Here is a 22,943-nt window from a genome sequence, read left to right on the forward strand (position 1 = left end):
CCGGGAAGACATCAGGCGCGCCCCTCACGCATGCTCAGCGGCGCGGCACAGCGACGGCTTGAAGCTCAAGCGGCAATTCGCCGTCATGCAGCCAGGCCGTCAGCCGGAAGTAGAGCGCCCAGCCAGCGACGTAGCCCGCGCGGATGCGGCTGATCCGGGCTGGGTCGATGCCTGCGGCCAGGGCGACGTCAGCCCAGTGAAGGGCGTCTTTGCTGCGCTTCGCGTCGATTGCTTCGAGCAAAGCTGCCCGCTTGGGGACGTAGTCCGGCTGTTGAAGAGGGGCGCTGTTCGCCCGTGCGGCCTCTCGCACCTGCTTCAGCCGTTGGCGTTCCGCCTTCCGCTTCCGCTGGGTGGCGGTCCATTCCTCGACGTCCTGTCGCCAGAAGTAGCGGTAGTGAGAGTGTCCGGTGGGCGGCTGTTCAGCCTGTTTCGGGCCCTGCCCGTGCGCGCACTCCTGGCTGAAGACTCTGTGGCTCATGCCACTGATGACGGCCGCTTCCCTGGTCGTGATCATTCGGGCAGGCAGGAGGTCGTCATGCGCTCGGGTAGACACTCCCGCCTCCTTCAACAGGACGCGGATCGTGCCCCTTGAACAGCCGATCTTCTGCGCCGTCGCGCTAATCGTGGCGCCGTTGGTGTAGATGTCAGCTACTCGCTCGCGTAGCCGATCGCGCCGCTCTCGTTTCGAGCGGTTCCCATCGTGATTCACGGTCAGCCTTCCTCAACCGTCGTGTGCGGGGTGTTCTGTACGGCTTCGTCCCAGGCGTAGCCGCAGGTCCCGCAGGTGCGGTGCAGGCGCTCGTTGGGGTTGAGGCCGATCACGTCGTCGGTCGGGCTGTGGAGGCAGGTGCCGTGGGCGCGGTACTCGGTATCGGCGCCTTCGCCGCCGCACTTAGGGCAGACGACGCCGGGGCCGGTGTACGGGGGCAGGGCGCTGCTCATCAGTTGGCCTTCCTGAACGGGCCGGGTGTGCCGAGCGCCTCGGCGAGATAGGCGATGTGCTCGTACTTCGCTTCGGTCGTGTGGCCGTCCCACTGGGCGCGCGGGTCGTCGGCGGTCACGTGGTCGAAGAACTCGAAGAGGCCCGCGTCCTGCGGGGCGATGTGCCATGAGCACTGGCGGCCGTGAAGCGTGATGTACAGGATCTGCCAGCCGGGCTCGGTGACGTCCGGCGCGGGCGCGACGACAGCCCGTTCGGCGAGGCCTCCGGCGACGAGGGCGACGAGGTGGGCGCGTTCGCGGTACGCCCCGTCGCGCTGCTCCTCGGCCTGCTGGGCGCCGTCGGCCATGGCGACGAAGGGCCGCAGGCGTTCGACTTCGGATTGGGCGTGACGCAGTTCCACCAGGGCTGAACGCAGGTCGGTGGGCTCGGCGTTGTGTGCAATGGGCATGGTCAGTTCTCCTTCGGTCCGTTGATCGCGCTGCGGAGGTCGCGGGCCATGGCTTGGGCGAGGGGGTCGGGCGCGTCGTCCCACACAGCGGCGAGCTTCATGACGCGGTCGAGAGCGGTGACGCGCGGGTCGTCAGGGACCGGGAGGTCGTGGCTGATGGTCTGGAGCGCGGCCCGGATGCGGGTGGCCGCTACTCGGCGGCCCATGAGGGCGACTGATGTCGAGCTGGCCGACTCGGCGAGGACGGCGTCGCACTCGGTACGGACGGCGTCGGTGCGGGCTCGGTACCGGTTGGCCCGGTCGCGGTGCTGCTCGCCCCACGCCTGCGCTCGCTCGGCCAGCGCCTTGAAGTAGCGGGCGACCTCGTGCGCGTCGTTGAGGTGTTCGTCTGTCTTGGCGTCGCACTCGGTACGGATCGCGGCGTCGTTCTCCAGCTCGGCGATCCGCTCGTACAGGGCGTCGAGTTGGTCGCTGGTGATGTCGTTGACGGACAGGCGGGTCATGCGGCGTGGCCTTTCTGTGCGGCGAGCGCGGCTTCCAGTCGGCGGATCTGCGCCCGTGCGTCGGCGAGTTGGAAGGCGAGGGCGTCTTCGCGGGCGGTGCCCGGCCGGGCGGCGCGTTCGGCCCGGCGTGCTGCGGCCTGCCGCTCGCGCCGTTCCGACGTGAGGAGCGCGATGAGCCACGCGCACGCGCCGATGAGCGCGAGCGGGATCACGAGGTACACCACGGGGGCGGTCACGGCGTGGCCTCGCCGTCTTCATCGGGCAGCGGGAACCCGGCGCTTCCCAGTCGGCTCACGAGGTCGTTGGCGTCCAGGCCGCCGATGTCGTTCGACTCGACCACGTACTCGGTGATGATCCGCAGCATCGTGTCCAGGTCGGCCTCGGCTTTCTGGCGGGCCTGGTGCGGGGTGATCTTCCCGACGCGCTGGAGGGTGAAGGCGTACCGCTCGGGGGATTCGCCGACCTTGACGACCATCTCGACCGGTGTCTCGGTGTAGTTCGGGGCGTCGCCGAGCATCGCCCGTGCGGCACCGACCCATTGGGCAACCATGTCGCGGGCGGGTTCGAGGTCCATGCTCATGCCGTTGCGGAAATCCATGGACTTGAGTCCGGTCTCGGCGATCTGCTTCTCGACCCACTGCTGCGCGGCGGCCTCTTCGAGGACGATCTCGATCATGGGGCGCAGCACGGTCGACGGGTCATCGGGCAGGGCCGTCGTGATGGCGGAGCATTGGTTGTCGAGGAAGTCCCCGGCGAGCTGTGCCAGTTCGCCGATCGGGTCCGTGTCGGGTGTGGTCATGTGGTCCTCCGTGGCGTTGTGCGGGCTTGTGGCGCCCTCGGGGTGGCTGGGTGCCGTCGGGCGGGTGTTCGGGCGGGAGACGGGCGTGTGGCGCGCCCCGTGGGGGTCAGGGCGCGCCACACCGGGGTCAGGTAGTCGGATGCGCGGCGGGATCGATGGCCCGGCCGCACGTGTTCTCGTGGCGCCGCAGGTCCGCTTCAGGGGTTCCCGGGGGCCGCCGATCTCCGCAGCGCCCGCACTCCCAGACGGGGCAGCTGTTGACGTAGATCGACCGGTAGCGAGCGGGGCGCCGGTACGTCACGACTGCGCCCCGTCCTCGTCGGCCTGTTCCTGCGCCACCCATGCAGGCAACACCCCCGTCTCCGTCACGTGCCGAAGATCGTGGGCGGCCTGGCACAGAACGACGGCCCGGCCGCGCATCAGGTCGGCGGCCGAGAGCCGGGGGTGGTACTCGTCGGCCCACGCGCGCAGTCGGCGGGCGTGCCGTTCCCACTCGTCGGCAAGCTGCGCCAGAAGAACCTGCTGCGCCTCGGGCGCCCCGTCCTCGGCCTGCCCACCGGACCCGGCGGCGGCCTCTTCGGCCAGGCGGCCGAGGAGCACGACGGCCCTCGTCATGCCCTCCCTGTAGGCCGCAGGGACACCGGCGCTGGCGTCGCGGTCGAGCGCGACTGCGCCTGCGGCTGCCCACAGCGCCGTGCCCCGGTCGGCGGTCGTGGCGGCCTCGGCGTCGGGCACAGGCCGGGCGGGGGCGCATCCGGGGCAGTCGCTCACCACCAGGCCGCGCATGAACCGGTGACGCGAGTGCGGCTGCTGACCGCCGCACGACTCGGGCCGCACCCTGGCCGTGGGCAGTGCCGCCGTGCCCGGCAGCACCCACCGCACTCCGCCGGTCGGGTCCGGCACATCCCCGAGACGCCGAGGGATCAGGTGGACGTGCACGTGATCCACCGTCCGCCCCGCCGCCCGGCCCTCGTTCACCCCGACCGTCCACCCGTCCGCATCCGGGACGTGCGCGCCGGCATCGCAGGCCAGCGCGTAGATGTCACGGACCTCCACCGACGACAGGTCGTAGAACGACTCCACATGCCGGCGCGGCACCACCTCCATGTGGCCGGGACTGGACGGGAAGTTGTCCAGGCGCACGTAAGCGGTCTCGGCCGACGCGATCACGGTGCTGCCCTGCGAGCCGGGGCAGAACAGGCAGCCGGGCAAGTCGGTCACGGTCGATTCGGGCGTGGTGCTCATGTTGATCTCCTGCGGGGTTGGTTGGGATGCTGGGGCCAGGCCCGCCCCTGTTACGAGCAGGGGCGGGCCGCAGTGCGAGGTCACGGGGCGGGGAGCGCGAGCGGCGGCTGCACCACGGCGGCCGCGACGGACACATCGGGTTCGGGCAGCGGCGCCGGGTCCCACTCGATCCGCGCGGTGGCCCAGCCCATCTCCCGCATGCCGTCGAACGAGACCATCGACCACAGCGTCTGGCCGCCGGCCGCCATGGACATCCGCCCGTCGGGGTGGAGGGTGCAGTCCTGGGTCCGCCCGTGAGGCTGGTGGACACGGAACCGGCGCGGCACCTCGGGAAGTCGCACCGGCTCGTGCACGACCGGCCCCGTGGTCTCACCACGCGGGGGCCAGCGGGGGTCACGCTGCTTGCTGCTCACGCGACAACCCCCGTCCAGCGCCGCGCTGCTGGGTCAGCCCGTTGCGCTCGCAGATCCACCACGCGTGCCGCAGCGAGCACCCCGTCCGGGCTGCGATCAGCTCGTACGTCAGCCCGTACAGCCGCAGTTGCACGACCGCGGTCTCCAGCTCGGCCGCCGTGACCCGGGCCGGCCGGTCCCCGGAGGCGGTCCGCTCCACCACCATCTCGTCCACGTCGTGGTCGCCGCGGGTGCAGGTGCGGCAGTAGCGGCGACCGTCCCGGGTGGGGATGACGTCGTGCCCCTGGTGCCGGTACGTGAACCGGCGCTCGGTGTATGTCTTCTCGGTGACGTACCGGCAGGCCCGGCAGTAGCGGACCCCGGCCGGGGTGTAGCGCAGGTTCGCGGCGTTCAGCCGGTGTCCGTGGCCGCAGAACGCGGGGATGATTCGGGTGGCCTTGGCGCGCGGCTTCGGAGTTGTCTCGCCGGGCTGCGGCGGGCCGCTGGCGGGTCGCCCGTGGTACACCCAGCGGGTGTAGCAGGTCACGCAGTAGCCGTGGCCGCGGTGAGGGCCGGGCTGCTGGCAAGCAGCGCAGGTGATGGTGCGGCGTCTGGTGCGGTCGTTCACAGGGTCCTCCTCGTACATGTGCAGGCGTGGTGGGCGCGGGCCGGCGAGAACCGGATCCGCGGCGGTCAGACGGCGAGGTAGGTCACGGGCGGCGCCTTGAGGAAGCAAAGGGGCAGTCAGACCGAGGACATGAGCAGCGAACGAGGTTGTCCATGCGCGATGCCGACATGTACGGCTGTCCGAGGCGCGAAACCTTCACGTGGACGAAGTGGAATGGGACGCCGCCGATTTCCCGGGTCCAGAAGTGCTGGACGTGGTTTTCCATTTCCCCGGTACGCGGGCCGATCTTCATGGGTTTCTCCTGTTGGGTCGGGGTGTGGTTGGTCAGGCGGCGGTGGGGATCTAGCGGTGCTCTCGGCACATGACCCCGGCGTCGTTCAGCACCGGGGCGAGACGGGGCCAGCGGGTGAAGCGGGCATCGCAGCGGCAGCAGGTGTAGATCCGCCACCACTTCGGGCGTTCCAGGCTGACGGCGACGGCGTGGCAGTTGGGGCAGCGGTGGGGTTTGTCGTGGTTCCAGCGGGCGGGACGGGCAAACACGGGGACCTCCAAGGGTGGGTTTCGGCGGCGACCGGTCTCAGGCCGCCACTCGGGTGCGGCTCTGGGAACGCCAGCGGTGGACGGTGCGCGGGTCGACCTGAAAGATCCGCGCGATCTCGTTGGCGGGCAGGCCGAGTTCGGTGAGCCGCACCCCCGCCGCGCGACGCTCGGCGGGCCGCATGCCGGGCAGTGGGCTTCGGTTGGCCACGGCCATGTCGATGGCGAGCGCGTCGGGCGGGGTTGCCTTTTGGTGCGGGTCGCCGTGCCTCCACTGACGAGTGCGGTGGGTGCTGCACAGGGTGCGCCGCCCGCCTGGGGTACGCGGGCAGCCGGGGACGGCGCAGCGGGTTTCGGTGCTCATGCCGCGGTCGCCTCCGCCTCGGAGTGCCGGACTGCGTGCACGGCACCGCCGTCGAGTTCGCGCCCGTCCTTGTGGCACGGGACTCCGGGGGCGACTTGGCAGGTGGTGCAGCAGGCGGTCAGCCTGGCCCATGCGTCCTTGCGACTGTGGTGAACGTTGACACTGGGCGTTCCGGATGACCGGATGACGCACGGCTTGTGGGCGCCCGCGTGGCACCAGGGGCAAGTGGTGCTGCGGGCCGGGTGCTGGCCGGCGCGCATGAAGTGCCGGATCGACTCGGGCATCGGGGCGGCAATGTGGCGGGTCATGACGCCACCGCCACGACCTGAGTCGGGTACTCGCGGACGTGCAGCCCTTCGGGCCAGTCGGCGGGCTTGCCGCCCTTGGCGTCGGAGGCGTGGTTGTCGCGGGCCCAGATGGAACCGAGCTGCTTGACGAACGGCGCGGCACCGATGGTGCGCGAGTCGGTGATGAGGTCGGTAACCCATGCGGTGTCGAGGGGGCGGGCGCCGGGGCCGGACTCGCCGCCGATGATCGTCCAGGCGATGCCGAGGTTGGTCGGGTCGGTGATGCGCCACGGGACGGTCGTGTCGTCGGTGGAGCAGTCGAGGCACACCCAGTCGGCACCATCCCAGTCGCGCTGGTGCTGGGCGTGGTCCTGGTTGGTCAGCCTGACCGGCCCGAGGAGCGGTTCGCAGGACAGGAACCGCACGGCGGCCGGGGTGTCGATCAGGGCGGGGATGCGGAGGTCGGCGCGCTTCTGGTCCTCGACGCTGACGCCCAACCACACGTTCGGCAGCGGCCACGTCTTGAGTAGTCGTGCTCCCGGATTCCAAGCGGGCATGGGGTGCTTCTCATCCTGCTGGCGCGCAGTCCAGGCCAGCACCGACAAGTGGAAGGCGTCGTTGTTCAGCAGTGACCGCATCCGCCCGTGCCGCTTGGTGAGGAGCTGGTACGTGTGCTGCGGCGTGAGCGCCATGACGGCGAAGACCTGGGCGATGAACTCGCTCGTGACGTCCTTGTGGAACAGGTCGGACATGGAGTTCACGAAGACCTTGCGGGGCTTCTTCCAGCCCAGCGGGTCGGTCAGCGTGTCCTGGTGCATGGCCAGGCCGAAGCCGGGGCCGGAAGTGCTCGGGTCGCCGTCGGTCTGGTACTTCGCCGAGCCCATGCCCTTGAGCCGCTGGGCCATGGTCAGCGCGTAGCAGTTCGTGCACCCGTCGCTGATGCGGTCGCACCCGGTCGTCGGGTTCCACGTCTGCTCGGTCCACTCAATGCTGCTCATCAGTTCTCCTTCGTGAGTTGGCAGGTGACGCAGCCGCACGGCTGGTCGGAGGTGAGCTGTGTGTGGTCGTCGGCCATGAGCGCGGCCCGGTGTTCGTTGAGCGCCGCACCCCATGCCGCGGGCGGGTGAGCCTGAGGTCTCGCTTCGGGTGGGCTGGTGCCGGACGGCCAGGCGCCCGGCCGGTGACCCGGCGGTCGCGGGGGCGGGGCCGCGGCGGTGGGCATGTCCCGGCGCTGCTTGCCGACCCGAAGTTGGTCGCGCATGAACCGCTTCAGGTCGGCGCCGCCGTTCTCCCGGCGCATTGCCGCGATGTCGTCCTGGTCGAAGTCCGTCATGACGCGTCCTCGGGAATGGCGGGCACATCGAGGCAATCGGCATCCGGCGGGCGCCAGCCCGCGTCAAGAAGGCGGGCAATGATTCGCCGGGCAGTTTCCGCCGTGCTGCCGTCGCCGAATCCCGGATAAGCCGCGGGGTCCTTGGCTCGCCATTCCCTGACGCTGAGGAGCGCTTCCAGGTACGGAACGATCCAGTCCTCGGCCACCTCGATACCGCTCTTGCCAGACACGTAACTCATGCGGGCCAGTTCGCAGACCACACCGTCCATGCGCGGGTCGTCGGCCTTCATGCCGCACCTCGCCGACGGTCGAAGCCGCCCATCGGGACGATGGTCGTCATCTGCGAGAGGCGCGAGGTGATGCGCTCCCCGAGCTTGTCGACCAGGTCCGGGCCGTTGGGGTCGCTGGCCGGCAGGTTGCTGGTGATGATCAGCGGGCGGCACTCGTTGTAGCGGGTGTTCAGGAGCCGGTAGGTGGCCTCCTCGGTGAACTCGCTGATCTTCTCTGTGCCGAGGTCGTCGATGAGTAGCAGCGGGATGCGCATGAGGCGCTTCACTTCGAACTCGGGTCCGTTGTCGCTGCCGCCGGGCCGCATCAGGGCGTACATGTCCGGTGCGGTGAGCGCGAGGACCTCGTACTTTTCGGGGCCTGCGTCGGCGATCTGCCGGAGTGCTCCGTATGCCTGGTGGGTCTTGCCGGTGCCGAACGAGCCTGTGAGGAAGAGGAATCCGGCCTTGCGAGGGTCGGCCGCGACCTGGTCTGCCCAGGCGATTACGTCAGGGTGGGTGGCGGTGGCTTCCTGGTAGCGGAAGGGGGTTGCGGTTGTCCAGCGGCGAAGTGCCCATTCGGCGCGCCGACGGCGGTGGTATTCGGGGTGGCCGGGCTCGTCGGGTGCGGGATTGTCGTCAAAGGGGCCGGCGGCCACTTGGCCGAGGCCACGCGCATCGAGTTGGGTCTGGAGTCGGCGGGTGAGGTTCTCGCCGCCGAGGCGTTGGGGTTCGGGCATGGTCAGAATCCGTTCGCGTAGGCGCTGGGTGAGGTTGTGGCTTGGAAGGGCGTGTGGCGGTTGCCGCCGACGGCTTTGAGGTCGGGCTTGCCGTTGGGCTCGGGAGGGAACTTGTCCTCGTAGCGGCGGGCGCGGACCCAGCCGGCGGACTGCTTGATGAACTTGAAGTCCTGGCCGGCCATCTCGCGGGCGTATGCCTTGGCCGCTTCGGTGATCTTCTTGGGGTCTGCGCCAGCGAGGACTGCGGCGACCCAGGCTTCGCGGGTCTTGTCCATGTCGCGGCTCTTGGGGTGGAGCTGCCAGAAGCGGCCGAACTCAAGCTTCTCTTCGGCGGTGATTTCGCGGGCCGCAACAGAAGGGGTAGCGGTGGCTCCCCCTAGGCCCGAAGAAGCTTCTACTTCTTGAGGAGCTGAGGAGTATGAGGAGAAGGGGGTAGCCCCGGCACCTTCTGAGTGAGCCGTGGCACCTTCTGAATAAGCCCCGGCTACCCCTATGGGTAGCGGTGGCTCCCCCTTAGAGGTAGCCCCGGCTACCCCTTCGAAGGTCGGGACGATGAAAGTCATCCGCGTACCGGGCACCGCGTACAACGTCCGGCCGTCCCTGCCCTTGCCGATGGCGACCCGGAACTCCCACCCGGCCGCCGCGAGGCGCTTCAGGGCATTACGAACCACGACTGCGTCCTTCGCCCCGGTCCACCGGGCGAGATCCTCCAGGGCAACCCAACTGCGCCGAGTCGCCTCGTTGGCATCGTCGGCGATCTCCAACGCGACGGCACGCTGTAGGCCCGTGATGCTCGGACCGAGCGCCTCACGCAGCTTGCGACGGAGGTCGTAACCCATCGGATCTCTTCTCTGGCTGGCAGGTACGGATACGGGGCGGCGGGTGCGGCCCGGTCAGGTGGGGGCGCGGGGCCGGCGACTGGTCACGCGGCGGCTGCCTCCAGCTCGGGTGCGGCGTACCGCTCCAACTCGTCGCCGGTGACGGCTTCGACGAGGGCGCAGAGGATCACTTCGGCGGCGTTGGGGGTGACGGCGTTGCCGTACTGGCGGACCTTGTCGCGCTTGGAGCCGAGGACGATGTACTCGTCGGCGAAGCTCATGGCCCGTCCGATTTCGTGGGGCTCCAGCATCCGAAAGCGGACATCGTTGAGGTCGACTTCGCCGCGCACGAGGGCGTATCGGTCTCGGGTGGAGAGCGTGCCGATCGGCTCGGCCACGGTCCGCGCGGTGCCGTTGCTGTAGTAGGGGATGAGGATGTCCCGCCACGTGACGAGCGACTGGTGCCCGGCTGTGGTCAGAGTGCGCATCGGCTCGGTTGCCGGGGTGCAGTGCTCGCCCCATGCCCCCTTGCTGCTGTTGTTTCGCATGACCATTGCGGGCAGTTCCGGTGTGACGAGCCCGTGGTGGTTCCCCGAGGCGGTGACCGTGGCGAGAGCGTCGGTCACGGACCGGGCGCCGGATCCTCCGCCGCGGAGTTCGGCGATGAATGGCAGCCACGCCAGCCCGGTTTCGTTGCGTGTCGTCATAGTGCGCAGCGGGTCGTGCGCGGATCGGGCCTCCTTGCCGTCACGGCCCTCGACGGGAACGAGGAGCGGGGGGACCATGAGCCCGTCGTTCTCACGGGTCGTGCGTGCGGCCATCGGTTCGCCGACGCTGACCGCGTTGTCGCGCCAGGTGCCGCCGGCCGGGACCATCATTGGCACGGGCCTGCTGAACTTCTTCAGCCCGGCCTCGATGCGGGCGATCGTCTTGTCGGCGAGGGGCTTGGCGCGGTCGCCTATGCGCTGACCCGGGATGGTCCAGTCGATCGCCGCCGCAGCCGGTAGGGCGCGGGGTTCGACGATCTGGTTCCGGCACGAGGTGTGCGGGCAGCGGTACACGTACTGGGAGCGGTAGCGGCCCATGTCCCGGCCGGGCTGCTTGAACACCTGCATGGCCTGCACCCACTGGTCGCAGCCGGAGCACCAGGCGCGCGGGCGCAGCCACTTGTCCCAGTCCGGGGTGCGGTTCAGGGACTTGTGCCAGTAGCCGACGTACAAGCGGTCGCGGGACTGCGGGGCCTCGTGCACGGTGCGCGGGTTGGCGTGCATCGAGTTGAGGGCGATGATCCGGGTGCGGTAGCCGAGCTTGTGCAGTTCGCCTATCCACCGGTCCCACTGGTCCCACGCGCGGACGTCGGTGACGTTCTCCACCACTCCGGCCTTGACGAGGCCGCCGCGCTCCTGGACGCCGCGCAGGTACAGCGGCACCTCCTCCATCAGCGCCCGCGACTCCTCCTCCAGGTCGGCCGGCTCCTCCTCGTGCTGCTCAACCAGGAGGTCGAGGAGGCTGCCCTGCATCGCGGTGTCGAAGTTGCGGCGCTTCCCCTTCGCGACACTCCAATTAGTACATTCCGGACTAGCCCAGAAGATGTCTGTGACGGGCCAGTCCCACACCGGGGCCTTGCGGATGTCACCGCGGTAATGGCTGGCCTGAGGGAAGTTCGCCTCGTGGGAGTCGATGGCCTTCGCCCAGTGATTGGCGGCCCTGGTGACCTGCACATCCGGCACGGCGTGCGCGCCCTGTGACGACCCGCCTGCGCCACAGAACCAGTCCATGACGCTCAGGGCGTCCCCGTCGTTTCGGTAGCTCATGCAGAGCCCTCCCGTGGTCGGCATCTGGTGAATCGGGGCGCACGGAACCAGGCCCTTGCGGGCCTCGCAGTTCGTGATTCGCACCCGGTCAGGTCTGGCGTTTCTGGGGTCCACTCTGCCATAGTTCTTTAAAGGTTGGCCAGGACGAACAGATTGGAATTCTTGGAGATGGCTTACACTCTGGCCATGGCTACTGGGAAGGGCATCGAGATCGCCGAGGACGGCGTGGCGACGGTTGGCATGACCGAAGCTCGCGCGCTGCTTACGGCCCTGATTCGCGACGTTCGATACGGCGGACAGGTCGGCGCCTTCACGGAGCGCGGAGCCCGACGGGCGTACCTCGTCACGCCCGACTTCTACGAGCAAGCCCTCGCGGACCGGCGTGCCCTCGAAGAACTCCAAGGAGACGCCAAGCCGAAGCGCCGCATCGTGCGCCGTAAGAAGCCGACCACCGAGTCCGACTGACATCCCTTTCTCCTTCATGCCCCGCTGTGCGGGGCCTTTGTCGTGCGCTTAGGCGTTTCGGCGGGCGGGTTGGCTGGTGAGGTGCCAGCCGCGACAGGTGTTGCACCGGTAGGCGCGGGTTTCGCGGCGGTCGCGGCGACGGGTGTCGGTGAGCGCGATCTTGGCGTCGAGACGGTTGCGGTACCGGCGCTTCCCCGTCGCACAGGCCGCGGTCACGGCGCCTCTCCGAAGATCGCCTTGTACTGCTCGCGCATGGGCTGGTCTTCAACGTGTGCGGGGTGAACGCACCGGTTCCGCCCGCACCCGGTCATGACGTTGCCGACCGGGTCCCGCTGGTTGCCGATGCGGAACGCGACCCGGTACACGGAGACCTTGTTGTCGCCGCCGCGCAGTTGCCGGCCGGGGGCGGTCCACAGGAGGTGTCCGTCGTCGGTGGGTCGGGTGCGGCGCCAGAAGATCGCTTCCGGGGCGCTGGGCTTGGGTCCCGGCCTGGCCGGGGGCAGATCGAGTTCTCTGCGGACAGCGGTGATAGTCCTTGTGTGGACGTGGATCCGGCGGGCTATGGCCTTGGTGGTGAGACCGGCCTGGAGAAGTTCGGCGATCGCGGCGCGGGACATCAGGCCGCCTCCTGGCGTTGACGCCACAGTTCCTGCGTGAGGTGCTGACGGGTGATGCCGATGCGCGCGGCGGCGGTGTCGTAGTCGCAGCCCTGGGCGAGGAGTTCGCGGGCGTCGTGGGCGATGGCGGCACCGCGCCCGGATGCGGCGGCCCGCGCATGACCGAGTTCGATCATGAGATCCCGCTGCGGCAGGTGCTTGCGCTCCGCCTTCCACGCGAGATGTGCCTTGTCGCAGGCCGGGCAGACGGGGATGCCGGCCTGCCGGTGTGTCCACCAGCCGCGGTCCGTCCCGCAGTGCCCGGTCCAGTTCGGGACGGCCGCTGGGTCGTCGATGGTGTCGTCGTCCCATGCTGCCGCCGGTGCCCAGTGGGACTTCTTGGCGCGACCAATAGCCCTCTTACTGGCGCCGGGGGCCGCGGCGAGCTTCCTGTACGCCAAGTCCGCCTTGGCATCCGTGCGGCCGTCGATCTTGCCGTAGCGGCCGTTGACGAGATGGGAGATCGTGGCCACGTTCATCCCGCTGACCATGGAGATGGCTAGCTGACCATGGCCGATGGCGTACAAGGCCTGCATCTTGCGCTGCGCCCCGACGGCGGGCCGCTCACTGATCGAGTCGAACGTGTTCGGGGTGAGTGCGAGGAGCCGATCGGCCTTGTCACGCTGGCAACCGCGGGTCAAGCCGTTGACGATGTAGCTGATCGTGGTCTGGGAGACGCCGGACTGGCGGGAGATCGCCCCCTGGGTCATTCCGGAGTCGGTGAGCGTCTTCAGGTGGGCCTGGAGGACCGCGTTGTCGACGAGGTTGCCGCCTTCGTTCATGCGGACCAGCTCGCGGCGGACGTTGGCGAGACGCTGCCCGCGGCGGCAGGTGGCGCACCGGCAGGGCGGCCGGCTTCCGCTTCGGGTGCCCTTGTAGCGGCCTTCGCTTCCGTGGGGCGGGGTCGGGTAGATCCTTTTCATGTCCGCTCCTTCCGAGCACGGTTGGCCCGCCGGGTGCCGGTGACGGCGGCCCAGGCGAGGGCGAGGCAGATGGCGAACGGGACGGTGGCGACGGCGTAGGTGCAGAGGACGGCGAACCACATGCCGGCCGCCGCGAGGAGGGCGGTCAGCGGGTTCATGTCCGCCTCCCGCGCCACGCGTCCCACAGGCCGAGGAGGGCACCGGCGGTGAGGAGTGCGGGCCAGATCCAGACGAGGTTCATGCGGTCCACCGCCTGACCGGGATTCCGGCGGTTTCGGCGAGGTCGGCGCAACCGGTGGCCCCGCGGCTTCCGTTGCGGATGAACGCCAGGCAGGCGTCGGCGCCGAGGTGGACCATGTGCTGGTTGCGGATCGGTCCGGCTCCGCGGCCGTGGGTGCGCCACTGCGCGGGGTGGCGCTCCTCGGTGACGCCGAGGTGGCGGTAGCGGCGGACCCACCAGGAGGCCATTGCGTCGGCGCCGGACGGGCAGGCGCCGTGGATGATGACCGCGGGCACGTTCTGGTAGATCGCGACGACGAGGGCGCTGCGGACCACGTCGTGGTCGGTCCAGTCGCGGGAGCCGGTGACGAGAATCCGGTACGGGCGGTCGCTCATGCCGTCCTCCGGGCTGCCCGCTCGAACCGGGTGCGAGCGGCGATGAACGCGGCGTCGGTGCCGCCACGGTCGGGGTGAGCGGCGGCCATAGCCGCTTTCAGCTCGCCAATGTCTGGGCGGCTGGTGTAGTCGGGCAGTTCGGGCGAGGTCAGGTAGAGGGTGCCGTCCGGCTCCCACCACCCGGCTGACCGACGCCTGATCTCTCCATCCCGCTCGATGGTCTGACGGTCGACGTACCGCTCGGGCCACCCGGCGCGCCGCAGGTAGTAGATGCGGCGGGCTGTCTTCCTGGTGATCCGGAACTGGACGACTCTGGGAGGCTCGTAGAACCGGGAGTCGTCGTTGACGCTGCTGTCGACTCCGTACAGGAACTCGATGGTCTCGGGCGCCTTGTTCATGCGGCGGCCCTCCGCTCACGCCTCGCGGCGGCGATCTGGTGCCCCTTGGCGGTGAGCCTCCACACGTGGATTCCATGGCCCTTGGTGGCGGCCGAGGTGGACGGCACCAACTGCCCGGTGGTGACGATGACGCCGCCCCCGCGCAGGGCGCTGATCGCAGCACCGAGAAAGCCGTGGCCCAGCTCGGGGAGCAGGTTGCGAAGCGTGTTGCATGTGAAGGTGTCGTTGGTGAGGCCGACCGCATACACGGCCTGCTCGACGAGGAACTGGGACCACTTGGACTGGGCGGTTATCTCCGACAGCAGCAGGTCTTTGTCGGCGGCGGCGTGGCGCTCGGCGACCGTGAGACGGCGGGTCATGACGTCACCTCGGGCTTCGTGTCGGTGATCAGGTAGTCGGGGGCGCGGCCCGTGGTGAGTACGTGTCGGATGTCAGCGGCGGCCTGGCTGATTTGCCGGGCCCGGCTCTTGCCGACGTCGGTGGTGGCGCGGCTGGCGGTGGCCTCGTAGCGGGCCGCCAGGTCGCTGAGGGCGGCGCGGAGATGGGTCTCGGTCGGTGTGATGGTGTCGGTCATGGCGTGTTCTCCTTGAGGCAGAGGGGCCGCCCCGCCTGATTTCGGCGGGCGGGACGGCCCCGGAAGCGGTGGATCAGGTGGTGGGCTGGGGAGGGGCGTCGGCCCACGGGTCGGCTTTCACGTCCCACGGGCCAGGCGCGGCGTCCCGCTTGGCCCTGCGGTCGGTCGGCGAGAGTCGCGCGTCGCGCGGGTCGCCCCAACCGAGGCCATCGATATAGGCGTCGACTTCGCGGTCGATGTTCAGGCCAACGGAGTCCAGGTACTCGGCGAGACCCGCCGCGTGCTGGTGTGCTTCGTCGCCTTCGCTGAGCGCGAGCCCTTCACCGACCTGCCGGATCAGGGCGAAGCGCAGAGTGTGGATGGCGTGCCGGTATGAGGCGGTGTCGGCCGAGGCGGTCTCTCCGGCGGCGAGGGTGGCGTGGATCTGGGCCATGCGGAGGTGAAAGTCGGTGGCGACCGGGTCAGTCGGATGGGCGCGGTCGGGGCTGCTGACGAACGAGCCCCGACTGAGGTGCCGTTCGGCTTCGGTGCGGTGGTTGGTGTTCATGCGACAGCACCGCCCGTCAGGGTCGTAGCGGGCCAGTCGGTGGAGCCCTCGGCGGCGTCGGTGTCCCATTCGCCATCGGTGGTCTGGTCGTCTCGGGTGACCGCGTACTCGGACGCGGCGGCCGGAGCATCAGGCGGCGTCGGCACGGTGAGAGCGGCGACACTGAGCGGGGCCTTGGCGGGGGCGACTTCGGCGTGCGCGATCCCCCCGAGCTCCTCGGCGACGTAGGCCATGCCGTGCAGCGCGTCGGATGCGATCAGCCTGGACAGCTCGCCGGTGGCGCGGGCGACGAGCATGTTCTGCGGCTGCTTCTTCCACTCCGGCTTGTTCAGCAGCCCGAGCTGGTTGGCGCGGGCGGTCGTCCACTCGACGGTCTGCCAGCTGTCGCTCCCCTTGCGGCGGCCACGCATGACGCACCGCTCCGGGGTGGACTCGACGAGTTCGATCTCGTGGCCCTGCTTCTGGACGACGGCCCGCATGGCGTGGGCCCGGAGGGCGGGGGTGCCCTGGATGACGTCGATCGACTTGAGGGTGGCCATGGGCTTCAGTCCGAGCTCGGAGCCGGCGAGGATCGCGGCGGCGATGTCGCCAGGCTTGCCCCGCAGGGTGGCGGGAACGAAGGAGGTGGCGGCCAGCTTCTGCGCCATCTGGTACGCCAGGTCGGCTTCCTGCGCCCACGCCATGAGGGCGTTGGCTCCCTCGGTCGGGGCCGGGGCGGGGAGGGTGTTGGTCTGCTGGGTGGCGACGGTCTGGTCGTCGCGGGTGGCGATCTCGTTGGTCACTTGAGGTACTCCTCGGTTTCGTTGAGCACGGCCCAGGTGGGCATGGAGATGACGGGGATGTCTTCGACGGGCCCGGTCCAGTCGGGCCAGATGCCGGTGGTGGTGCAGTCGGCGTAGATGCGGAGGGCGCGTTCGTTCTTGGCGCGGCCGATGTCGCGGTCCTGTCCGGCGAGTTCGCGCACGGTGATCAGGTACGGGGCGGTCTTCTGCTGGAACACGAAGAGGAACCGACAGCCGTCGGGGGCGAGCCCAGCGGCCTCGATGCCGTCGACGTACAGGGCGTCTTGCTGGTGATAACCGTGATCGCGGATGGCCTTGGAGATGGTCTCCGGATCGGCCTTGGTGATCGTCTTGTAGTCCACGGCGAGGGTCAGGCCCGGCAGTTGCTTGAGGTAGTCGGGTCGGACGCGGCAGCGGATGCCGGTGGCCGGGTCGGTCCAGAAGATCGACCGTTCGGCAACACCACTGCCGGGTGCGAACAGCGGGCCGGCGAGCGGGTGCTGACGGATCGCCGCAGCCATCGCTGTGACCACCTCGAAATCCTTCGTCAGCAGCGGCACTTTGCCCTCGGCGTAGGCGTCGTCCCGCTCGGACTGCGCGTCCTTCTTCCGCCAGTCCGGGTAGTCGATGACCGCCAGCTCCGGCCCCTCACCGAGCACCAGGAGGTGCGCGGCGTGCCCGAGGTCGAACTCCTTCTTGTGGGGCTGCGGGTTGTCGCGGTCGTACTTGAACTGGGCGGGGCAGCCGGGCGCGAGGAGCTTCCGCAGGCCGGTGGACGAGATGGATGCCCTATCGGCGTGGTACTCGTCGGTGGACAGGCCGTCCACGACAACCGGGTCGGCTATCGCGGCCGGTTCGATGGTCGTGGTCACTTCGTGCCGTCCTGTTCTTCGAGGCAGTCTTCGCACACGGGGCCTTCGGGTTGCCGGGCGAATGGTCCGGCGGTTCCTTCGCAGCGGGCGCAGGCGATCGGCGGCATCAGAAGGGGGTCCTGTCTGCGAGTTGCCGGGCGCTTCGCCGCCAGAGCGGGAGTCGCCAGGCGATGAAGTCGAAGCAGTGGCAGTAGTCCCAGTCGCCGTCGCCGCCTTCGGTGATGTAGCCGTGGCCGCCCTTGCCCTGGCAGTCGGGGCACTTCGGGTTGGCCTGCGGTTCGCGGGTGATGTGGATGGCGCGCTGGTGGTACTCCACCTGCCAGCGGCCGAGTCGGATGTCCACGGTGTGCCTTTCGTTGGGGCCCGCCGCCCGGTGGGGGCCGGGCGGCGGGTGGGCGGCGCGGAGTTGGGGCTCGACGCGCCGCAGGGAGGGTGGTCAGGTGGCGGGCTGTTCAGCGGCCCGCTTCTCGGCGAGCTTCTTGAGGTGCGCGGCGTAGTCGTCGTGCCACGCCTGTGGGTCGTGACCGGCTTTCGCGGCGATGTCCCACGCGTGCTCGCTGAAGTCCCCCGCGTCCAGCTCCTCACCGAGTTCGGCGACGACCTTTTCGGCGAGCCTCGGGTCAGCCGTGTGGAGGGCGTCGAGGAACCGGTACGCGGACCAGGCGTTCACCCCGGCCAGGGCGAAGGAAGCCATGGCGCCCGGATCCCGACTCGGGGCGCCGAGCATGTCGCCGGTGGATCGGAGCGTCTGCTGTAGGAGGGACCTCACCATCTCGGGGATGGTGCCCATCTCGTCGACCTCGGCGGGCATGTCCGTGGCCATGTCGGCGGTGTCGTCGGCATCGGCGAAGATGCCGGGCCACAGTTCGAGGGCCTGCTCGAACGTCTCTTCCTCAACCGGTCCGATGCCGGCGTACCGCTCCGGCATTTGGACTCCGATGAAGTCCTCGCCGAACAGCATGAAAGCCTTGAGGTCGGTGGTGACGTGGACTCGCAGGGCCTGTCCGGTGTCGGCCCAGCGGGCGAGCAGCCGGGAGCTGACGGCCGGGAACGCGAAGATGGTTCCGGGCTGGACAGATGCACCCCGCAGGAGGCGCCGCCAGTCCGCGAACTCCTGGTCGTCCGTGACGGGGATGCGGATCTCGGTGTACTCGGTACCGAAGACGACGAATCCCTCGGCGAGGGCGATGCGGATCGTGTCGCCGCCACCGTGGGCGCTGACCCATTCGCGGAGCGGCTTCAGCCAGGAGGTGGGGATGGTCCGCGCCCACGGCTCCTGCTTGGCGTCGTCGTACTTGAGCCGGTAGCGGGCGGCGGCGAGGGTGAACCGGTCGGTCGCGACGGCGTACAGGTGGCTGGAGTCGGCGTCGAGGCGAATGCCGTTCAGGATCTCGATCGACTCGCTGCCGACATGTCCACGGACCTTGTCGATGAGCTGGCCGAGCCTGTGGGCGTTGATGGTGACGGACATGGGGTCCCTCTCTGGGATGCTGGTCTCGGATGCCCCGCCACTTCGACTGGCGGGGTGTTCTCGTGTGGCCCGCCGTCGCGCCGGTTTGCGGGCACGGCGCGACGGCGGTGTCAGGCGGCGTGCTCGCGCAGCGCGTCCCACAGGGGCCGCACGTCGATGGGTGCGGTCGCTTGGTCGGCACCGTTGCTGGTGTCGCGGACCATCGACGGCACGGTGATCGCGGTGTTCTGGGCCTTGTACGCCCGCAGTTCGAGGAGTTCGGCCCGCATGTCGGCGGCCTGCTGCTCGGCTTCCTGGGCGCGCGCGGTGGCCTCGCAGGCGGCGACGAGTCGCGCGGTCGCGATGTCGTCGGCGAGGTCAGCCCGGTGCACGGCGTCCCGCCAGGCCGCGTACATGTCGGCCCGGTCGGCGAGGAGGACGGCGAAGTAGTCGTCCGCCGCCGCCTGCCGGTCCAGCAACCGCACGTTCTCGTCACGGAGTTCGGCTATCCGGTCGTCGGCGCGGTGGGTGCCAGTGCCGCGCTGCCACGGGATGGTCAGGCTCACGAGGCTGCCGCCTTGGCCTTGACGTGCGGGCACTTCGCGGCCAAGTCGATTTCCGCGCGGTACCGACTCCAGCCCATGAGTTCGAGTCGGTAGCCCTGTCGCCGGTACTTGGCGCGCTCGCGCTTCATCGGGTACTTCTCCTGCCACGCCTGCTCTTCGGTGGCGTGCGCCTCGTCGCCGTATGCGGCGGTGAGCACGCCGCAGGGGCAGCCGCACGGCGCCCAGGTGATCCAGACGCAGTTGGCGAGCGGCAGCGTCTCCTCGCCGATTCGAACCATCAGGTCAGGCATTGTGGCTTCCTCCGTGGTTGAGGTGGCGCCCCAGGAGGAGGAGCGCGGTGGATGCGGCGGCGAGGAGGGTGGTGGCGGGGCCGAGGCCGAGAACGTCGAGGAGGAAGCTGCGGTCGTCCTTGTCGCGGGCGGCACGATCAACGACCCGGCGCGCGGCGGCGATCTGGCCCGGTGTGCACGTTCCGAGGGCCACCTCGAAACCGGCGTCGGGCTGGTCGTCGGCGTGCCGGATGCCTTGGGTGCGGCGCTTCGGCGTCACCGTGCACCCCCGGCGAGGTCGTCGCTGAGCTCGACGTATCCGGCGGCGATGTCGGCCCGCAGGTTCGGGTCGGTGATCCAGGCGGGGATGGCCCGTTCGACCAGATCCAGGGCTCGGAGGAGCGGGCCGGCGACCTCCGTTTGCATGACGGGTCCGGTGTCGCACAGCAGCTCGGACAGGACGGCCGTTTCGGGGCGCATGAGGGTCATGCCGCCACCTGCTCGCGCTGGTAGCGGACGCTGGTGGGCTGCCGGACACCGTCTTCGGCATCGAACTGTCCGGCCACGTCCGGCTCGCCGTCGGCGATGCCGTCGTAGTCGAGGGTCCACAGGACTCGGCGGAGCTCGGACCTGAGCGTCTCGTGCGAGCTGATGACCGCGAGCCGGTCGTCCAGGTCGACGTGCTCGGCTGCGGTCGCCGCAGTACGGGCGTGGGATATGGCGTCGGCGAGCAGCGGGGAGGCAGTCACGCTGCCACCGTCTGACGGGCGTTGTAGACGGGCGTCGCGGTGTACTCGCGGCTGTACCGGCAGCGGAGGCTCGGCGCCCGCGTCTCACGCCACCGGATCGGACCGTGGCACTTCCGCAGCGGGTTGTGGAACCACTCGCGGCTCATGGCCAACTTGCCGCAGCCAGGGCACTGGACCATCGGGCCGAACGGGCTGGTGCCGAGGTTGTCGCGGCGCTGCCAGCTTTCGAGGCGGCGGACCTCGAAGCTGCCGTCGATCGCGTGCTCACCGTCAAGGTCGGGGTACTCGTCGCCGTAGTTGGCGAGAGCTTCGTCCTCGGTCGCGCCCGGGGCCCTGACCACGTAGACGGTCGTGACCTCGACGACGATCGGCCACTGGACCTCGTCCAGACCCCAGATGCCGCGCTTGTGGGCGGCGGCGGCGATCAGGTTGGTGATGTCCGGGTCCGGCTCGGTCAGCTCCGGGCGCGGGAACTTCTCGCCCAGGTAGTCGTGGTCCCCGGAGTGTCCGAGCTTCAACTGGCAGTCGCGGGAGGAGAACTCCTCGCCGTCCCTGTACAGCGGTTCGTCGCAGGTCATGACGTGCTCCTGGCGGTGTAGTTGGCGGCGAGTTGGGCGAAGTGGGTGTCGGCGTCCGTGTCGAGTGCGCGACGGTCCGGGTCGTCCAGCGGCAGGGATTCACGGATACGGGCCAGGTCAGCGAGGACGGTGTCCAGCGGCACATCCAGACGCTCGATCGGGGCGGTCATCGGTCGCCGCCCGTCGTGACGTCGATGTGGGTGAGGCTGATGCACGCGCCGTGCCCGTCGACCCAGACGACGTCGGTGTGACCGCCGAGGACCGAGGCGCGACTACGGGTGCGGGTGACGATGCGCTCGCCGCTGGGGTCGACCTCCGGACGGAAGCCGGGGTAGGCCACGACCGGCGTGCCCACCGGGTACAGGGAGTTGAACTCGTCGGCGTTCATCGGTTGCCGCCCTTCGGCTTCACGGCGGCGAGGCCACGGCGTGTGGCCTTCCGCCGGGACGCGGCCGACGAACGGCGCGGGCGACCGGTCGGGTTCAGGCCCACCAAGTCAGGGCGGGTGCTGGGCTGCGAGGCGTTCATCGGTCGCCGCCGATCGGGGTGCCGTCGGTGCGCTGCTCGTCAGCGGGGGCGGGATCGCCCAGGCGCCGGAGAGCGTCACAGACCTGGTCGGCCCGCAGCCATGTGGCGTCCATGGATTTGGCCTTGCGCTCGATCTTGTCGGCGGCCTCGTTCAGCACCTCGGCGCGGGTCGGGCGGGCTGCCAGCTCGGCGCGGACCCGGTCCAGCTCGGCCAGCAGTTCCGGGACCGAGCGCCGAGCACTCGCTACGAACTGAACGTCGGCCTCCGATGCGGCATCCGCGACTAGCAGCGGAAGCGCTCGAACCTCGCCGCCGTTGCCTTCACGCTCGACGTAGATGAGCGGTCGACCGTTCTCCGCGTCAGCCACCAGCCAAGGGCCAGCCGTAACCTCGTCCAGCCGACGGGAGCGGATCTCCTGCTCGCGTTCCGGCGTCAGGGCGGTGGGGTTGGTGTCATCCGGGGTGGCGGATGGGATGATGTTGGGCATGGGTTCTGCCTTTCGTCTTCGCGGGTGGAGGTGGGACTCGTAGGCCCCTGCTGCCGGTCTCGACACCGGCGGTTGGGGCCGTTTGCCGCTCTAGGCGGCGTCGGAGAGCTGCGCGATTGCCTGCGGCTTGCGGGCGGCGGGGCGACTCCTGCGCCGGGTCCCGGTCCGGTAGTGGGGCTGGTCGCTGTGACGCTTGGCGATCTCGGCAAGGTCGGAGTCCGAGAATTTGAGCTGTCCGGCCATGCGGTGCTTGGGGAACCCGTGACGGTTGACTCCGTCGCGGAGCCACTTCTCACCCTTCTTGCTGGCGTCGTCCTTGTCTCGGAGGCCGAGGCGGATCGCGGCCTCCGAGACGCTGTAGAAGTTCTCAAGGACCGGCTTCGGCTTCGGCTTCGTGGGGGCGGCCATGGTTCTCCTTCCTGTGCTGGTCCTCGTCTGGGGCGAGGAGCCGGCGGTCGTCTTGGGGGATCTGGAGTGCGGTGCGTAGCGCCGTGTACGTGGGGCGCCTCATGTGCCGCCTCTCCCCCGTTTCGATCTGGGAGAGGTACGGCCTCGTTATCTGGGTCCTGGCGGCGCACTCGGCTTGGCTCATGCCGAGTTCCATGCGGCGGGTGCGGATTTCCGCCCCGTCCACCTGGTAGGTGGTGGCTGGGGGTTGTTCCATGCGCAGAACCTAGTGGTTGCGCATATAGGTTTCTAGAGGTACCGATGAGTAACCTCTATTCATCTCTATCAAACTACAGAGACCTCTAGGCGAACCTATGGCCAAAGGTCACGTTCGGGCCATGGCGTGAGACGGCTCTAGCGGTAGCTATAGGTAGCTGGGATACTCCCCGGTATGGCCGCCCCCACGGATCACGACTCACACCGGCGCCGCATCCTTGGCGAGCTGGTCAAGCAGCAGCGCCGCGCCCTCGGGTACAGCAGCAAAGAGAAAGCGGCCGAGGCAGTCGGCTTGTCCCACGTCCCGTACCGGAACGTGGAGAACGGGCTGGCCGTCAGCGACCTCACCTACACCAAGGTGGAACTTGCCTTCGGCCTACTCCCCGGCTCATGCCGGGCGTTCCTTGACGGCGCCGACAGCATCAAACTGACCGACGGCGGCGAACTCATCCCCGGCGCCCGCAGCTGGCCGTCGCTCGCCGACATCGATGCCCGCGCCAGGGAAGCGATCCAGGCCGCAGTCGAAGTCACCGCCCCCGACCTCTCCGTCGGGCAGGCGAAGGAGCTCGCCCTCAAGGCACTTGAGGAGCTCCGCAAGCGAGACCTACTACCAAAGCCTGAGTGATTCGCACCCGATTCAGTACAACCATTCGTGTGTGACGCGATTGTGACGGTGCGTCTGGAAACAAACCCTGTGAGACGG

43 protein-coding genes are annotated in these 22,943 nt (G+C 69.4%); 2 read left to right on the forward strand and 41 right to left on the reverse strand.

Annotated features, from left to right (window positions below):
* Window positions 1–34: 34 nt before the first annotated feature.
* From OG875_RS05090 to OG875_RS05170, 18 genes are all read right to left on the reverse strand, one after another.
* The gene (locus tag OG875_RS05090) at window positions 35–709 is read right to left on the reverse strand and encodes a helix-turn-helix domain-containing protein (protein WP_330173023.1); all 675 of its coding nucleotides are present in this window, start codon (window positions 707–709) and stop codon (window positions 35–37) included.
* A gap of 2 nt (window positions 710–711) precedes the next feature.
* Window positions 712–942 carry a hypothetical protein gene (locus OG875_RS05095; RefSeq protein ID WP_330173024.1) on the reverse strand — a complete coding sequence of 77 codons (231 nt, stop codon included), beginning with the start codon at window positions 940–942 and terminating at the stop codon, window positions 712–714.
* Window positions 942–1,391, reverse strand: a complete 450-nt coding sequence (locus OG875_RS05100) for a hypothetical protein (protein WP_330173025.1) — start codon at window positions 1,389–1,391, stop codon at window positions 942–944. The genes OG875_RS05095 and OG875_RS05100 overlap by 1 nt, the downstream gene beginning before the upstream one ends.
* Before the next feature lie 2 nt (window positions 1,392–1,393).
* On the reverse strand, window positions 1,394–1,894 hold the full coding sequence (locus OG875_RS05105) for a hypothetical protein (RefSeq protein ID WP_330173026.1): 501 nt from the start codon (window positions 1,892–1,894) through the stop codon (window positions 1,394–1,396).
* A complete protein-coding gene (locus OG875_RS05110; protein WP_330173027.1) occupies window positions 1,891–2,130 on the reverse strand; it encodes a hypothetical protein in 240 nt (79 codons plus the stop codon). Before OG875_RS05110 ends, OG875_RS05105 begins: the two co-directional genes overlap by 4 nt.
* Entirely contained in the window at window positions 2,127–2,693 is a 567-nt protein-coding gene (locus tag OG875_RS05115; protein WP_330173028.1) for a hypothetical protein, read from the reverse strand. Before OG875_RS05115 ends, OG875_RS05110 begins: the two co-directional genes overlap by 4 nt.
* Window positions 2,694–2,990: 297 nt before the next feature.
* Window positions 2,991–3,938: an HIT family protein gene (locus OG875_RS05120; protein WP_330173029.1), complete on the reverse strand. Its 948-nt coding sequence runs from the start codon at window positions 3,936–3,938 to the stop codon at window positions 2,991–2,993.
* A gap of 80 nt (window positions 3,939–4,018) precedes the next feature.
* A complete protein-coding gene (locus tag OG875_RS05125) occupies window positions 4,019–4,351 on the reverse strand; it encodes a hypothetical protein (RefSeq protein WP_330173030.1) in 333 nt (110 codons plus the stop codon).
* The gene (locus OG875_RS05130; protein WP_330173031.1) at window positions 4,332–4,877 is read right to left on the reverse strand and encodes a hypothetical protein; all 546 of its coding nucleotides are present in this window, start codon (window positions 4,875–4,877) and stop codon (window positions 4,332–4,334) included. Before OG875_RS05130 ends, OG875_RS05125 begins: the two co-directional genes overlap by 20 nt.
* Window positions 4,878–5,300: 423 nt before the next feature.
* A complete protein-coding gene (locus tag OG875_RS05135; RefSeq protein ID WP_330173032.1) occupies window positions 5,301–5,498 on the reverse strand; it encodes a hypothetical protein in 198 nt (65 codons plus the stop codon).
* 37 nt (window positions 5,499–5,535) lie between these two features.
* Complete coding sequence (locus OG875_RS05140) at window positions 5,536–5,859, reverse strand: helix-turn-helix domain-containing protein (RefSeq protein ID WP_330173033.1); 324 nt, start codon at window positions 5,857–5,859, stop codon at window positions 5,536–5,538.
* Window positions 5,856–6,167 (reverse strand): zinc finger domain-containing protein, encoded by a 312-nt coding sequence (locus OG875_RS30970; RefSeq protein ID WP_443079068.1) that lies wholly within the window; start codon window positions 6,165–6,167, stop codon window positions 5,856–5,858. The genes OG875_RS05140 and OG875_RS30970 overlap by 4 nt, the downstream gene beginning before the upstream one ends.
* The gene (locus tag OG875_RS05145; protein WP_330173034.1) at window positions 6,164–7,144 is read right to left on the reverse strand and encodes a DUF5131 family protein; all 981 of its coding nucleotides are present in this window, start codon (window positions 7,142–7,144) and stop codon (window positions 6,164–6,166) included. Before OG875_RS05145 ends, OG875_RS30970 begins: the two co-directional genes overlap by 4 nt.
* Entirely contained in the window at window positions 7,144–7,479 is a 336-nt protein-coding gene (locus OG875_RS05150; RefSeq protein ID WP_330173035.1) for a hypothetical protein, read from the reverse strand. Before OG875_RS05150 ends, OG875_RS05145 begins: the two co-directional genes overlap by 1 nt.
* Window positions 7,476–7,769: a hypothetical protein gene (locus tag OG875_RS05155; protein ID WP_330173036.1), complete on the reverse strand. Its 294-nt coding sequence runs from the start codon at window positions 7,767–7,769 to the stop codon at window positions 7,476–7,478. The genes OG875_RS05150 and OG875_RS05155 overlap by 4 nt, the downstream gene beginning before the upstream one ends.
* On the reverse strand, window positions 7,766–8,485 hold the full coding sequence (locus OG875_RS05160) for an ATP-binding protein (RefSeq protein ID WP_330173037.1): 720 nt from the start codon (window positions 8,483–8,485) through the stop codon (window positions 7,766–7,768). The genes OG875_RS05155 and OG875_RS05160 overlap by 4 nt, the downstream gene beginning before the upstream one ends.
* A 2-nt stretch (window positions 8,486–8,487) precedes the next feature.
* Window positions 8,488–9,324: a hypothetical protein gene (locus OG875_RS05165; protein WP_330173038.1), complete on the reverse strand. Its 837-nt coding sequence runs from the start codon at window positions 9,322–9,324 to the stop codon at window positions 8,488–8,490.
* A gap of 83 nt (window positions 9,325–9,407) precedes the next feature.
* Window positions 9,408–11,117: a DNA cytosine methyltransferase gene (locus OG875_RS05170; protein WP_330173039.1), complete on the reverse strand. Its 1,710-nt coding sequence runs from the start codon at window positions 11,115–11,117 to the stop codon at window positions 9,408–9,410.
* 186 nt (window positions 11,118–11,303) lie between these two features.
* Between OG875_RS05170 and OG875_RS05175 the strand changes: the two genes are divergently transcribed.
* Window positions 11,304–11,582 carry a hypothetical protein gene (locus OG875_RS05175; RefSeq protein WP_330173040.1) on the forward strand — a complete coding sequence of 93 codons (279 nt, stop codon included), beginning with the start codon at window positions 11,304–11,306 and terminating at the stop codon, window positions 11,580–11,582.
* 212 nt (window positions 11,583–11,794) lie between these two features.
* Here OG875_RS05175 and OG875_RS05180 read toward each other — a convergent pair whose 3' ends face one another.
* The 23 genes from OG875_RS05180 to OG875_RS30975 all read right to left on the reverse strand — a co-directional run bounded on the left by OG875_RS05180 (window position 11,795) and on the right by OG875_RS30975 (window position 22,241).
* Window positions 11,795–12,199 carry a hypothetical protein gene (locus tag OG875_RS05180; RefSeq protein WP_330173041.1) on the reverse strand — a complete coding sequence of 135 codons (405 nt, stop codon included), beginning with the start codon at window positions 12,197–12,199 and terminating at the stop codon, window positions 11,795–11,797.
* Complete coding sequence (locus OG875_RS05185; protein ID WP_330173042.1) at window positions 12,199–13,161, reverse strand: hypothetical protein; 963 nt, start codon at window positions 13,159–13,161, stop codon at window positions 12,199–12,201. Before OG875_RS05185 ends, OG875_RS05180 begins: the two co-directional genes overlap by 1 nt.
* Window positions 13,158–13,319 (reverse strand): hypothetical protein, encoded by a 162-nt coding sequence (locus OG875_RS05190; RefSeq protein ID WP_330173043.1) that lies wholly within the window; start codon window positions 13,317–13,319, stop codon window positions 13,158–13,160. Before OG875_RS05190 ends, OG875_RS05185 begins: the two co-directional genes overlap by 4 nt.
* Before the next feature lie 79 nt (window positions 13,320–13,398).
* Window positions 13,399–13,776 carry an SLOG family protein gene (locus tag OG875_RS05195; protein WP_330173044.1) on the reverse strand — a complete coding sequence of 126 codons (378 nt, stop codon included), beginning with the start codon at window positions 13,774–13,776 and terminating at the stop codon, window positions 13,399–13,401.
* Window positions 13,773–14,174: a hypothetical protein gene (locus OG875_RS05200; protein WP_330173045.1), complete on the reverse strand. Its 402-nt coding sequence runs from the start codon at window positions 14,172–14,174 to the stop codon at window positions 13,773–13,775. The genes OG875_RS05195 and OG875_RS05200 overlap by 4 nt, the downstream gene beginning before the upstream one ends.
* Entirely contained in the window at window positions 14,171–14,533 is a 363-nt protein-coding gene (locus OG875_RS05205; protein WP_330173046.1) for a hypothetical protein, read from the reverse strand. The genes OG875_RS05200 and OG875_RS05205 overlap by 4 nt, the downstream gene beginning before the upstream one ends.
* The gene (locus OG875_RS05210) at window positions 14,530–14,748 is read right to left on the reverse strand and encodes a hypothetical protein (RefSeq protein WP_330173047.1); all 219 of its coding nucleotides are present in this window, start codon (window positions 14,746–14,748) and stop codon (window positions 14,530–14,532) included. Before OG875_RS05210 ends, OG875_RS05205 begins: the two co-directional genes overlap by 4 nt.
* Before the next feature lie 73 nt (window positions 14,749–14,821).
* Window positions 14,822–15,295 carry a hypothetical protein gene (locus tag OG875_RS05215; RefSeq protein ID WP_330173048.1) on the reverse strand — a complete coding sequence of 158 codons (474 nt, stop codon included), beginning with the start codon at window positions 15,293–15,295 and terminating at the stop codon, window positions 14,822–14,824.
* Complete coding sequence (locus OG875_RS05220; RefSeq protein WP_330173049.1) at window positions 15,292–16,077, reverse strand: hypothetical protein; 786 nt, start codon at window positions 16,075–16,077, stop codon at window positions 15,292–15,294. The genes OG875_RS05215 and OG875_RS05220 overlap by 4 nt, the downstream gene beginning before the upstream one ends.
* Window positions 16,074–16,949: a PD-(D/E)XK nuclease-like domain-containing protein gene (locus OG875_RS05225; protein ID WP_330173050.1), complete on the reverse strand. Its 876-nt coding sequence runs from the start codon at window positions 16,947–16,949 to the stop codon at window positions 16,074–16,076. The genes OG875_RS05220 and OG875_RS05225 overlap by 4 nt, the downstream gene beginning before the upstream one ends.
* 106 nt (window positions 16,950–17,055) lie before the next feature.
* The gene (locus OG875_RS05230; protein ID WP_330173051.1) at window positions 17,056–17,292 is read right to left on the reverse strand and encodes a hypothetical protein; all 237 of its coding nucleotides are present in this window, start codon (window positions 17,290–17,292) and stop codon (window positions 17,056–17,058) included.
* Between the two features lie 93 nt (window positions 17,293–17,385).
* Window positions 17,386–18,420, reverse strand: a complete 1,035-nt coding sequence (locus OG875_RS05235) for a DNA polymerase III subunit beta family protein (RefSeq protein WP_330173052.1) — start codon at window positions 18,418–18,420, stop codon at window positions 17,386–17,388.
* Between the two features lie 110 nt (window positions 18,421–18,530).
* Window positions 18,531–18,965 carry a hypothetical protein gene (locus OG875_RS05240; RefSeq protein WP_330173053.1) on the reverse strand — a complete coding sequence of 145 codons (435 nt, stop codon included), beginning with the start codon at window positions 18,963–18,965 and terminating at the stop codon, window positions 18,531–18,533.
* Window positions 18,962–19,255, reverse strand: coding sequence for a hypothetical protein (locus OG875_RS05245; RefSeq protein ID WP_330173054.1), 294 nt, complete (start codon window positions 19,253–19,255; stop codon window positions 18,962–18,964). Before OG875_RS05245 ends, OG875_RS05240 begins: the two co-directional genes overlap by 4 nt.
* A complete protein-coding gene (locus tag OG875_RS05250) occupies window positions 19,248–19,514 on the reverse strand; it encodes a hypothetical protein (RefSeq protein WP_330173055.1) in 267 nt (88 codons plus the stop codon). Before OG875_RS05250 ends, OG875_RS05245 begins: the two co-directional genes overlap by 8 nt.
* Window positions 19,511–19,723 (reverse strand): hypothetical protein, encoded by a 213-nt coding sequence (locus OG875_RS05255; protein ID WP_330173056.1) that lies wholly within the window; start codon window positions 19,721–19,723, stop codon window positions 19,511–19,513. The genes OG875_RS05250 and OG875_RS05255 overlap by 4 nt, the downstream gene beginning before the upstream one ends.
* Window positions 19,720–19,983 (reverse strand): hypothetical protein, encoded by a 264-nt coding sequence (locus OG875_RS05260; protein WP_330173057.1) that lies wholly within the window; start codon window positions 19,981–19,983, stop codon window positions 19,720–19,722. The genes OG875_RS05255 and OG875_RS05260 overlap by 4 nt, the downstream gene beginning before the upstream one ends.
* Window positions 19,980–20,561: a hypothetical protein gene (locus tag OG875_RS05265; RefSeq protein WP_330173058.1), complete on the reverse strand. Its 582-nt coding sequence runs from the start codon at window positions 20,559–20,561 to the stop codon at window positions 19,980–19,982. The genes OG875_RS05260 and OG875_RS05265 overlap by 4 nt, the downstream gene beginning before the upstream one ends.
* Entirely contained in the window at window positions 20,558–20,731 is a 174-nt protein-coding gene (locus tag OG875_RS05270; RefSeq protein ID WP_330173059.1) for a hypothetical protein, read from the reverse strand. The genes OG875_RS05265 and OG875_RS05270 overlap by 4 nt, the downstream gene beginning before the upstream one ends.
* Window positions 20,728–20,949, reverse strand: a complete 222-nt coding sequence (locus OG875_RS05275; RefSeq protein WP_330173060.1) for a hypothetical protein — start codon at window positions 20,947–20,949, stop codon at window positions 20,728–20,730. Before OG875_RS05275 ends, OG875_RS05270 begins: the two co-directional genes overlap by 4 nt.
* 136 nt (window positions 20,950–21,085) lie before the next feature.
* On the reverse strand, window positions 21,086–21,577 hold the full coding sequence (locus OG875_RS05280; RefSeq protein ID WP_330173061.1) for a hypothetical protein: 492 nt from the start codon (window positions 21,575–21,577) through the stop codon (window positions 21,086–21,088).
* A 90-nt stretch (window positions 21,578–21,667) separates the two neighbouring features.
* Window positions 21,668–21,985: a hypothetical protein gene (locus OG875_RS05285; protein ID WP_330173062.1), complete on the reverse strand. Its 318-nt coding sequence runs from the start codon at window positions 21,983–21,985 to the stop codon at window positions 21,668–21,670.
* Complete coding sequence (locus tag OG875_RS30975; protein WP_443079069.1) at window positions 21,945–22,241, reverse strand: helix-turn-helix domain-containing protein; 297 nt, start codon at window positions 22,239–22,241, stop codon at window positions 21,945–21,947. The genes OG875_RS05285 and OG875_RS30975 overlap by 41 nt, the downstream gene beginning before the upstream one ends.
* A 174-nt stretch (window positions 22,242–22,415) precedes the next feature.
* On the opposite strand from OG875_RS30975, the gene OG875_RS05290 reads away from it, so the two are divergent.
* Window positions 22,416–22,865 (forward strand): hypothetical protein, encoded by a 450-nt coding sequence (locus tag OG875_RS05290; protein ID WP_330173063.1) that lies wholly within the window; start codon window positions 22,416–22,418, stop codon window positions 22,863–22,865.
* The last annotated feature ends 78 nt before the right edge of the window (window positions 22,866–22,943 follow it).

The organism is Streptomyces sp. NBC_01498 (genome assembly GCF_036327775.1).
Lineage (GTDB): Bacteria > Actinomycetota > Actinomycetes > Streptomycetales > Streptomycetaceae > Streptomyces.

Bases quoted from the DNA above. Each gene is read 5' to 3' on its own strand.
- OG875_RS05095 (WP_330173024.1), bottom strand. From the start codon at position 942: ATGAGCAGCGCCCTGCCCCCGTACACCGGCCCCGGCGTCGTCTGCCCT.
- OG875_RS05100 (WP_330173025.1), bottom strand. From the start codon at position 1,391: ATGCCCATTGCACACAACGCCGAGCCCACCGACCTGCGTTCAGCCCTG.
- OG875_RS05105 (WP_330173026.1), bottom strand. From the start codon at position 1,894: ATGACCCGCCTGTCCGTCAACGACATCACCAGCGACCAACTCGACGCC.
- OG875_RS05115 (WP_330173028.1), bottom strand. From the start codon at position 2,693: ATGACCACACCCGACACGGACCCGATCGGCGAACTGGCACAGCTCGCC.
- OG875_RS05120 (WP_330173029.1), bottom strand. From the start codon at position 3,938: ATGAGCACCACGCCCGAATCGACCGTGACCGACTTGCCCGGCTGCCTG.
- OG875_RS05140 (WP_330173033.1), bottom strand. From the start codon at position 5,859: ATGAGCACCGAAACCCGCTGCGCCGTCCCCGGCTGCCCGCGTACCCCA.
- OG875_RS30970 (WP_443079068.1), bottom strand. From the start codon at position 6,167: ATGACCCGCCACATTGCCGCCCCGATGCCCGAGTCGATCCGGCACTTC.
- OG875_RS05145 (WP_330173034.1), bottom strand. From the start codon at position 7,144: ATGAGCAGCATTGAGTGGACCGAGCAGACGTGGAACCCGACGACCGGG.
- OG875_RS05150 (WP_330173035.1), bottom strand. From the start codon at position 7,479: ATGACGGACTTCGACCAGGACGACATCGCGGCAATGCGCCGGGAGAAC.
- OG875_RS05155 (WP_330173036.1), bottom strand. From the start codon at position 7,769: ATGAAGGCCGACGACCCGCGCATGGACGGTGTGGTCTGCGAACTGGCC.
- OG875_RS05160 (WP_330173037.1), bottom strand. From the start codon at position 8,485: ATGCCCGAACCCCAACGCCTCGGCGGCGAGAACCTCACCCGCCGACTC.
- OG875_RS05165 (WP_330173038.1), bottom strand. From the start codon at position 9,324: ATGGGTTACGACCTCCGTCGCAAGCTGCGTGAGGCGCTCGGTCCGAGC.
- OG875_RS05170 (WP_330173039.1), bottom strand. From the start codon at position 11,117: ATGAGCTACCGAAACGACGGGGACGCCCTGAGCGTCATGGACTGGTTC.
- OG875_RS05175 (WP_330173040.1), top strand. From the start codon at position 11,304: ATGGCTACTGGGAAGGGCATCGAGATCGCCGAGGACGGCGTGGCGACG.
- OG875_RS05180 (WP_330173041.1), bottom strand. From the start codon at position 12,199: ATGTCCCGCGCCGCGATCGCCGAACTTCTCCAGGCCGGTCTCACCACC.
- OG875_RS05185 (WP_330173042.1), bottom strand. From the start codon at position 13,161: ATGAAAAGGATCTACCCGACCCCGCCCCACGGAAGCGAAGGCCGCTAC.
- OG875_RS05190 (WP_330173043.1), bottom strand. From the start codon at position 13,319: ATGAACCCGCTGACCGCCCTCCTCGCGGCGGCCGGCATGTGGTTCGCC.
- OG875_RS05195 (WP_330173044.1), bottom strand. From the start codon at position 13,776: ATGAGCGACCGCCCGTACCGGATTCTCGTCACCGGCTCCCGCGACTGG.
- OG875_RS05200 (WP_330173045.1), bottom strand. From the start codon at position 14,174: ATGAACAAGGCGCCCGAGACCATCGAGTTCCTGTACGGAGTCGACAGC.
- OG875_RS05205 (WP_330173046.1), bottom strand. From the start codon at position 14,533: ATGACCCGCCGTCTCACGGTCGCCGAGCGCCACGCCGCCGCCGACAAA.
- OG875_RS05210 (WP_330173047.1), bottom strand. From the start codon at position 14,748: ATGACCGACACCATCACACCGACCGAGACCCATCTCCGCGCCGCCCTC.
- OG875_RS05215 (WP_330173048.1), bottom strand. From the start codon at position 15,295: ATGAACACCAACCACCGCACCGAAGCCGAACGGCACCTCAGTCGGGGC.
- OG875_RS05235 (WP_330173052.1), bottom strand. From the start codon at position 18,420: ATGTCCGTCACCATCAACGCCCACAGGCTCGGCCAGCTCATCGACAAG.
- OG875_RS05245 (WP_330173054.1), bottom strand. From the start codon at position 19,255: ATGCCTGACCTGATGGTTCGAATCGGCGAGGAGACGCTGCCGCTCGCC.
- OG875_RS05255 (WP_330173056.1), bottom strand. From the start codon at position 19,723: ATGACCCTCATGCGCCCCGAAACGGCCGTCCTGTCCGAGCTGCTGTGC.
- OG875_RS05265 (WP_330173058.1), bottom strand. From the start codon at position 20,561: ATGACCTGCGACGAACCGCTGTACAGGGACGGCGAGGAGTTCTCCTCC.
- OG875_RS05270 (WP_330173059.1), bottom strand. From the start codon at position 20,731: ATGACCGCCCCGATCGAGCGTCTGGATGTGCCGCTGGACACCGTCCTC.
- OG875_RS05275 (WP_330173060.1), bottom strand. From the start codon at position 20,949: ATGAACGCCGACGAGTTCAACTCCCTGTACCCGGTGGGCACGCCGGTC.
- OG875_RS05280 (WP_330173061.1), bottom strand. From the start codon at position 21,577: ATGCCCAACATCATCCCATCCGCCACCCCGGATGACACCAACCCCACC.
- OG875_RS05285 (WP_330173062.1), bottom strand. From the start codon at position 21,985: ATGGCCGCCCCCACGAAGCCGAAGCCGAAGCCGGTCCTTGAGAACTTC.
- OG875_RS30975 (WP_443079069.1), bottom strand. From the start codon at position 22,241: ATGGAACAACCCCCAGCCACCACCTACCAGGTGGACGGGGCGGAAATC.
- OG875_RS05290 (WP_330173063.1), top strand. From the start codon at position 22,416: ATGGCCGCCCCCACGGATCACGACTCACACCGGCGCCGCATCCTTGGC.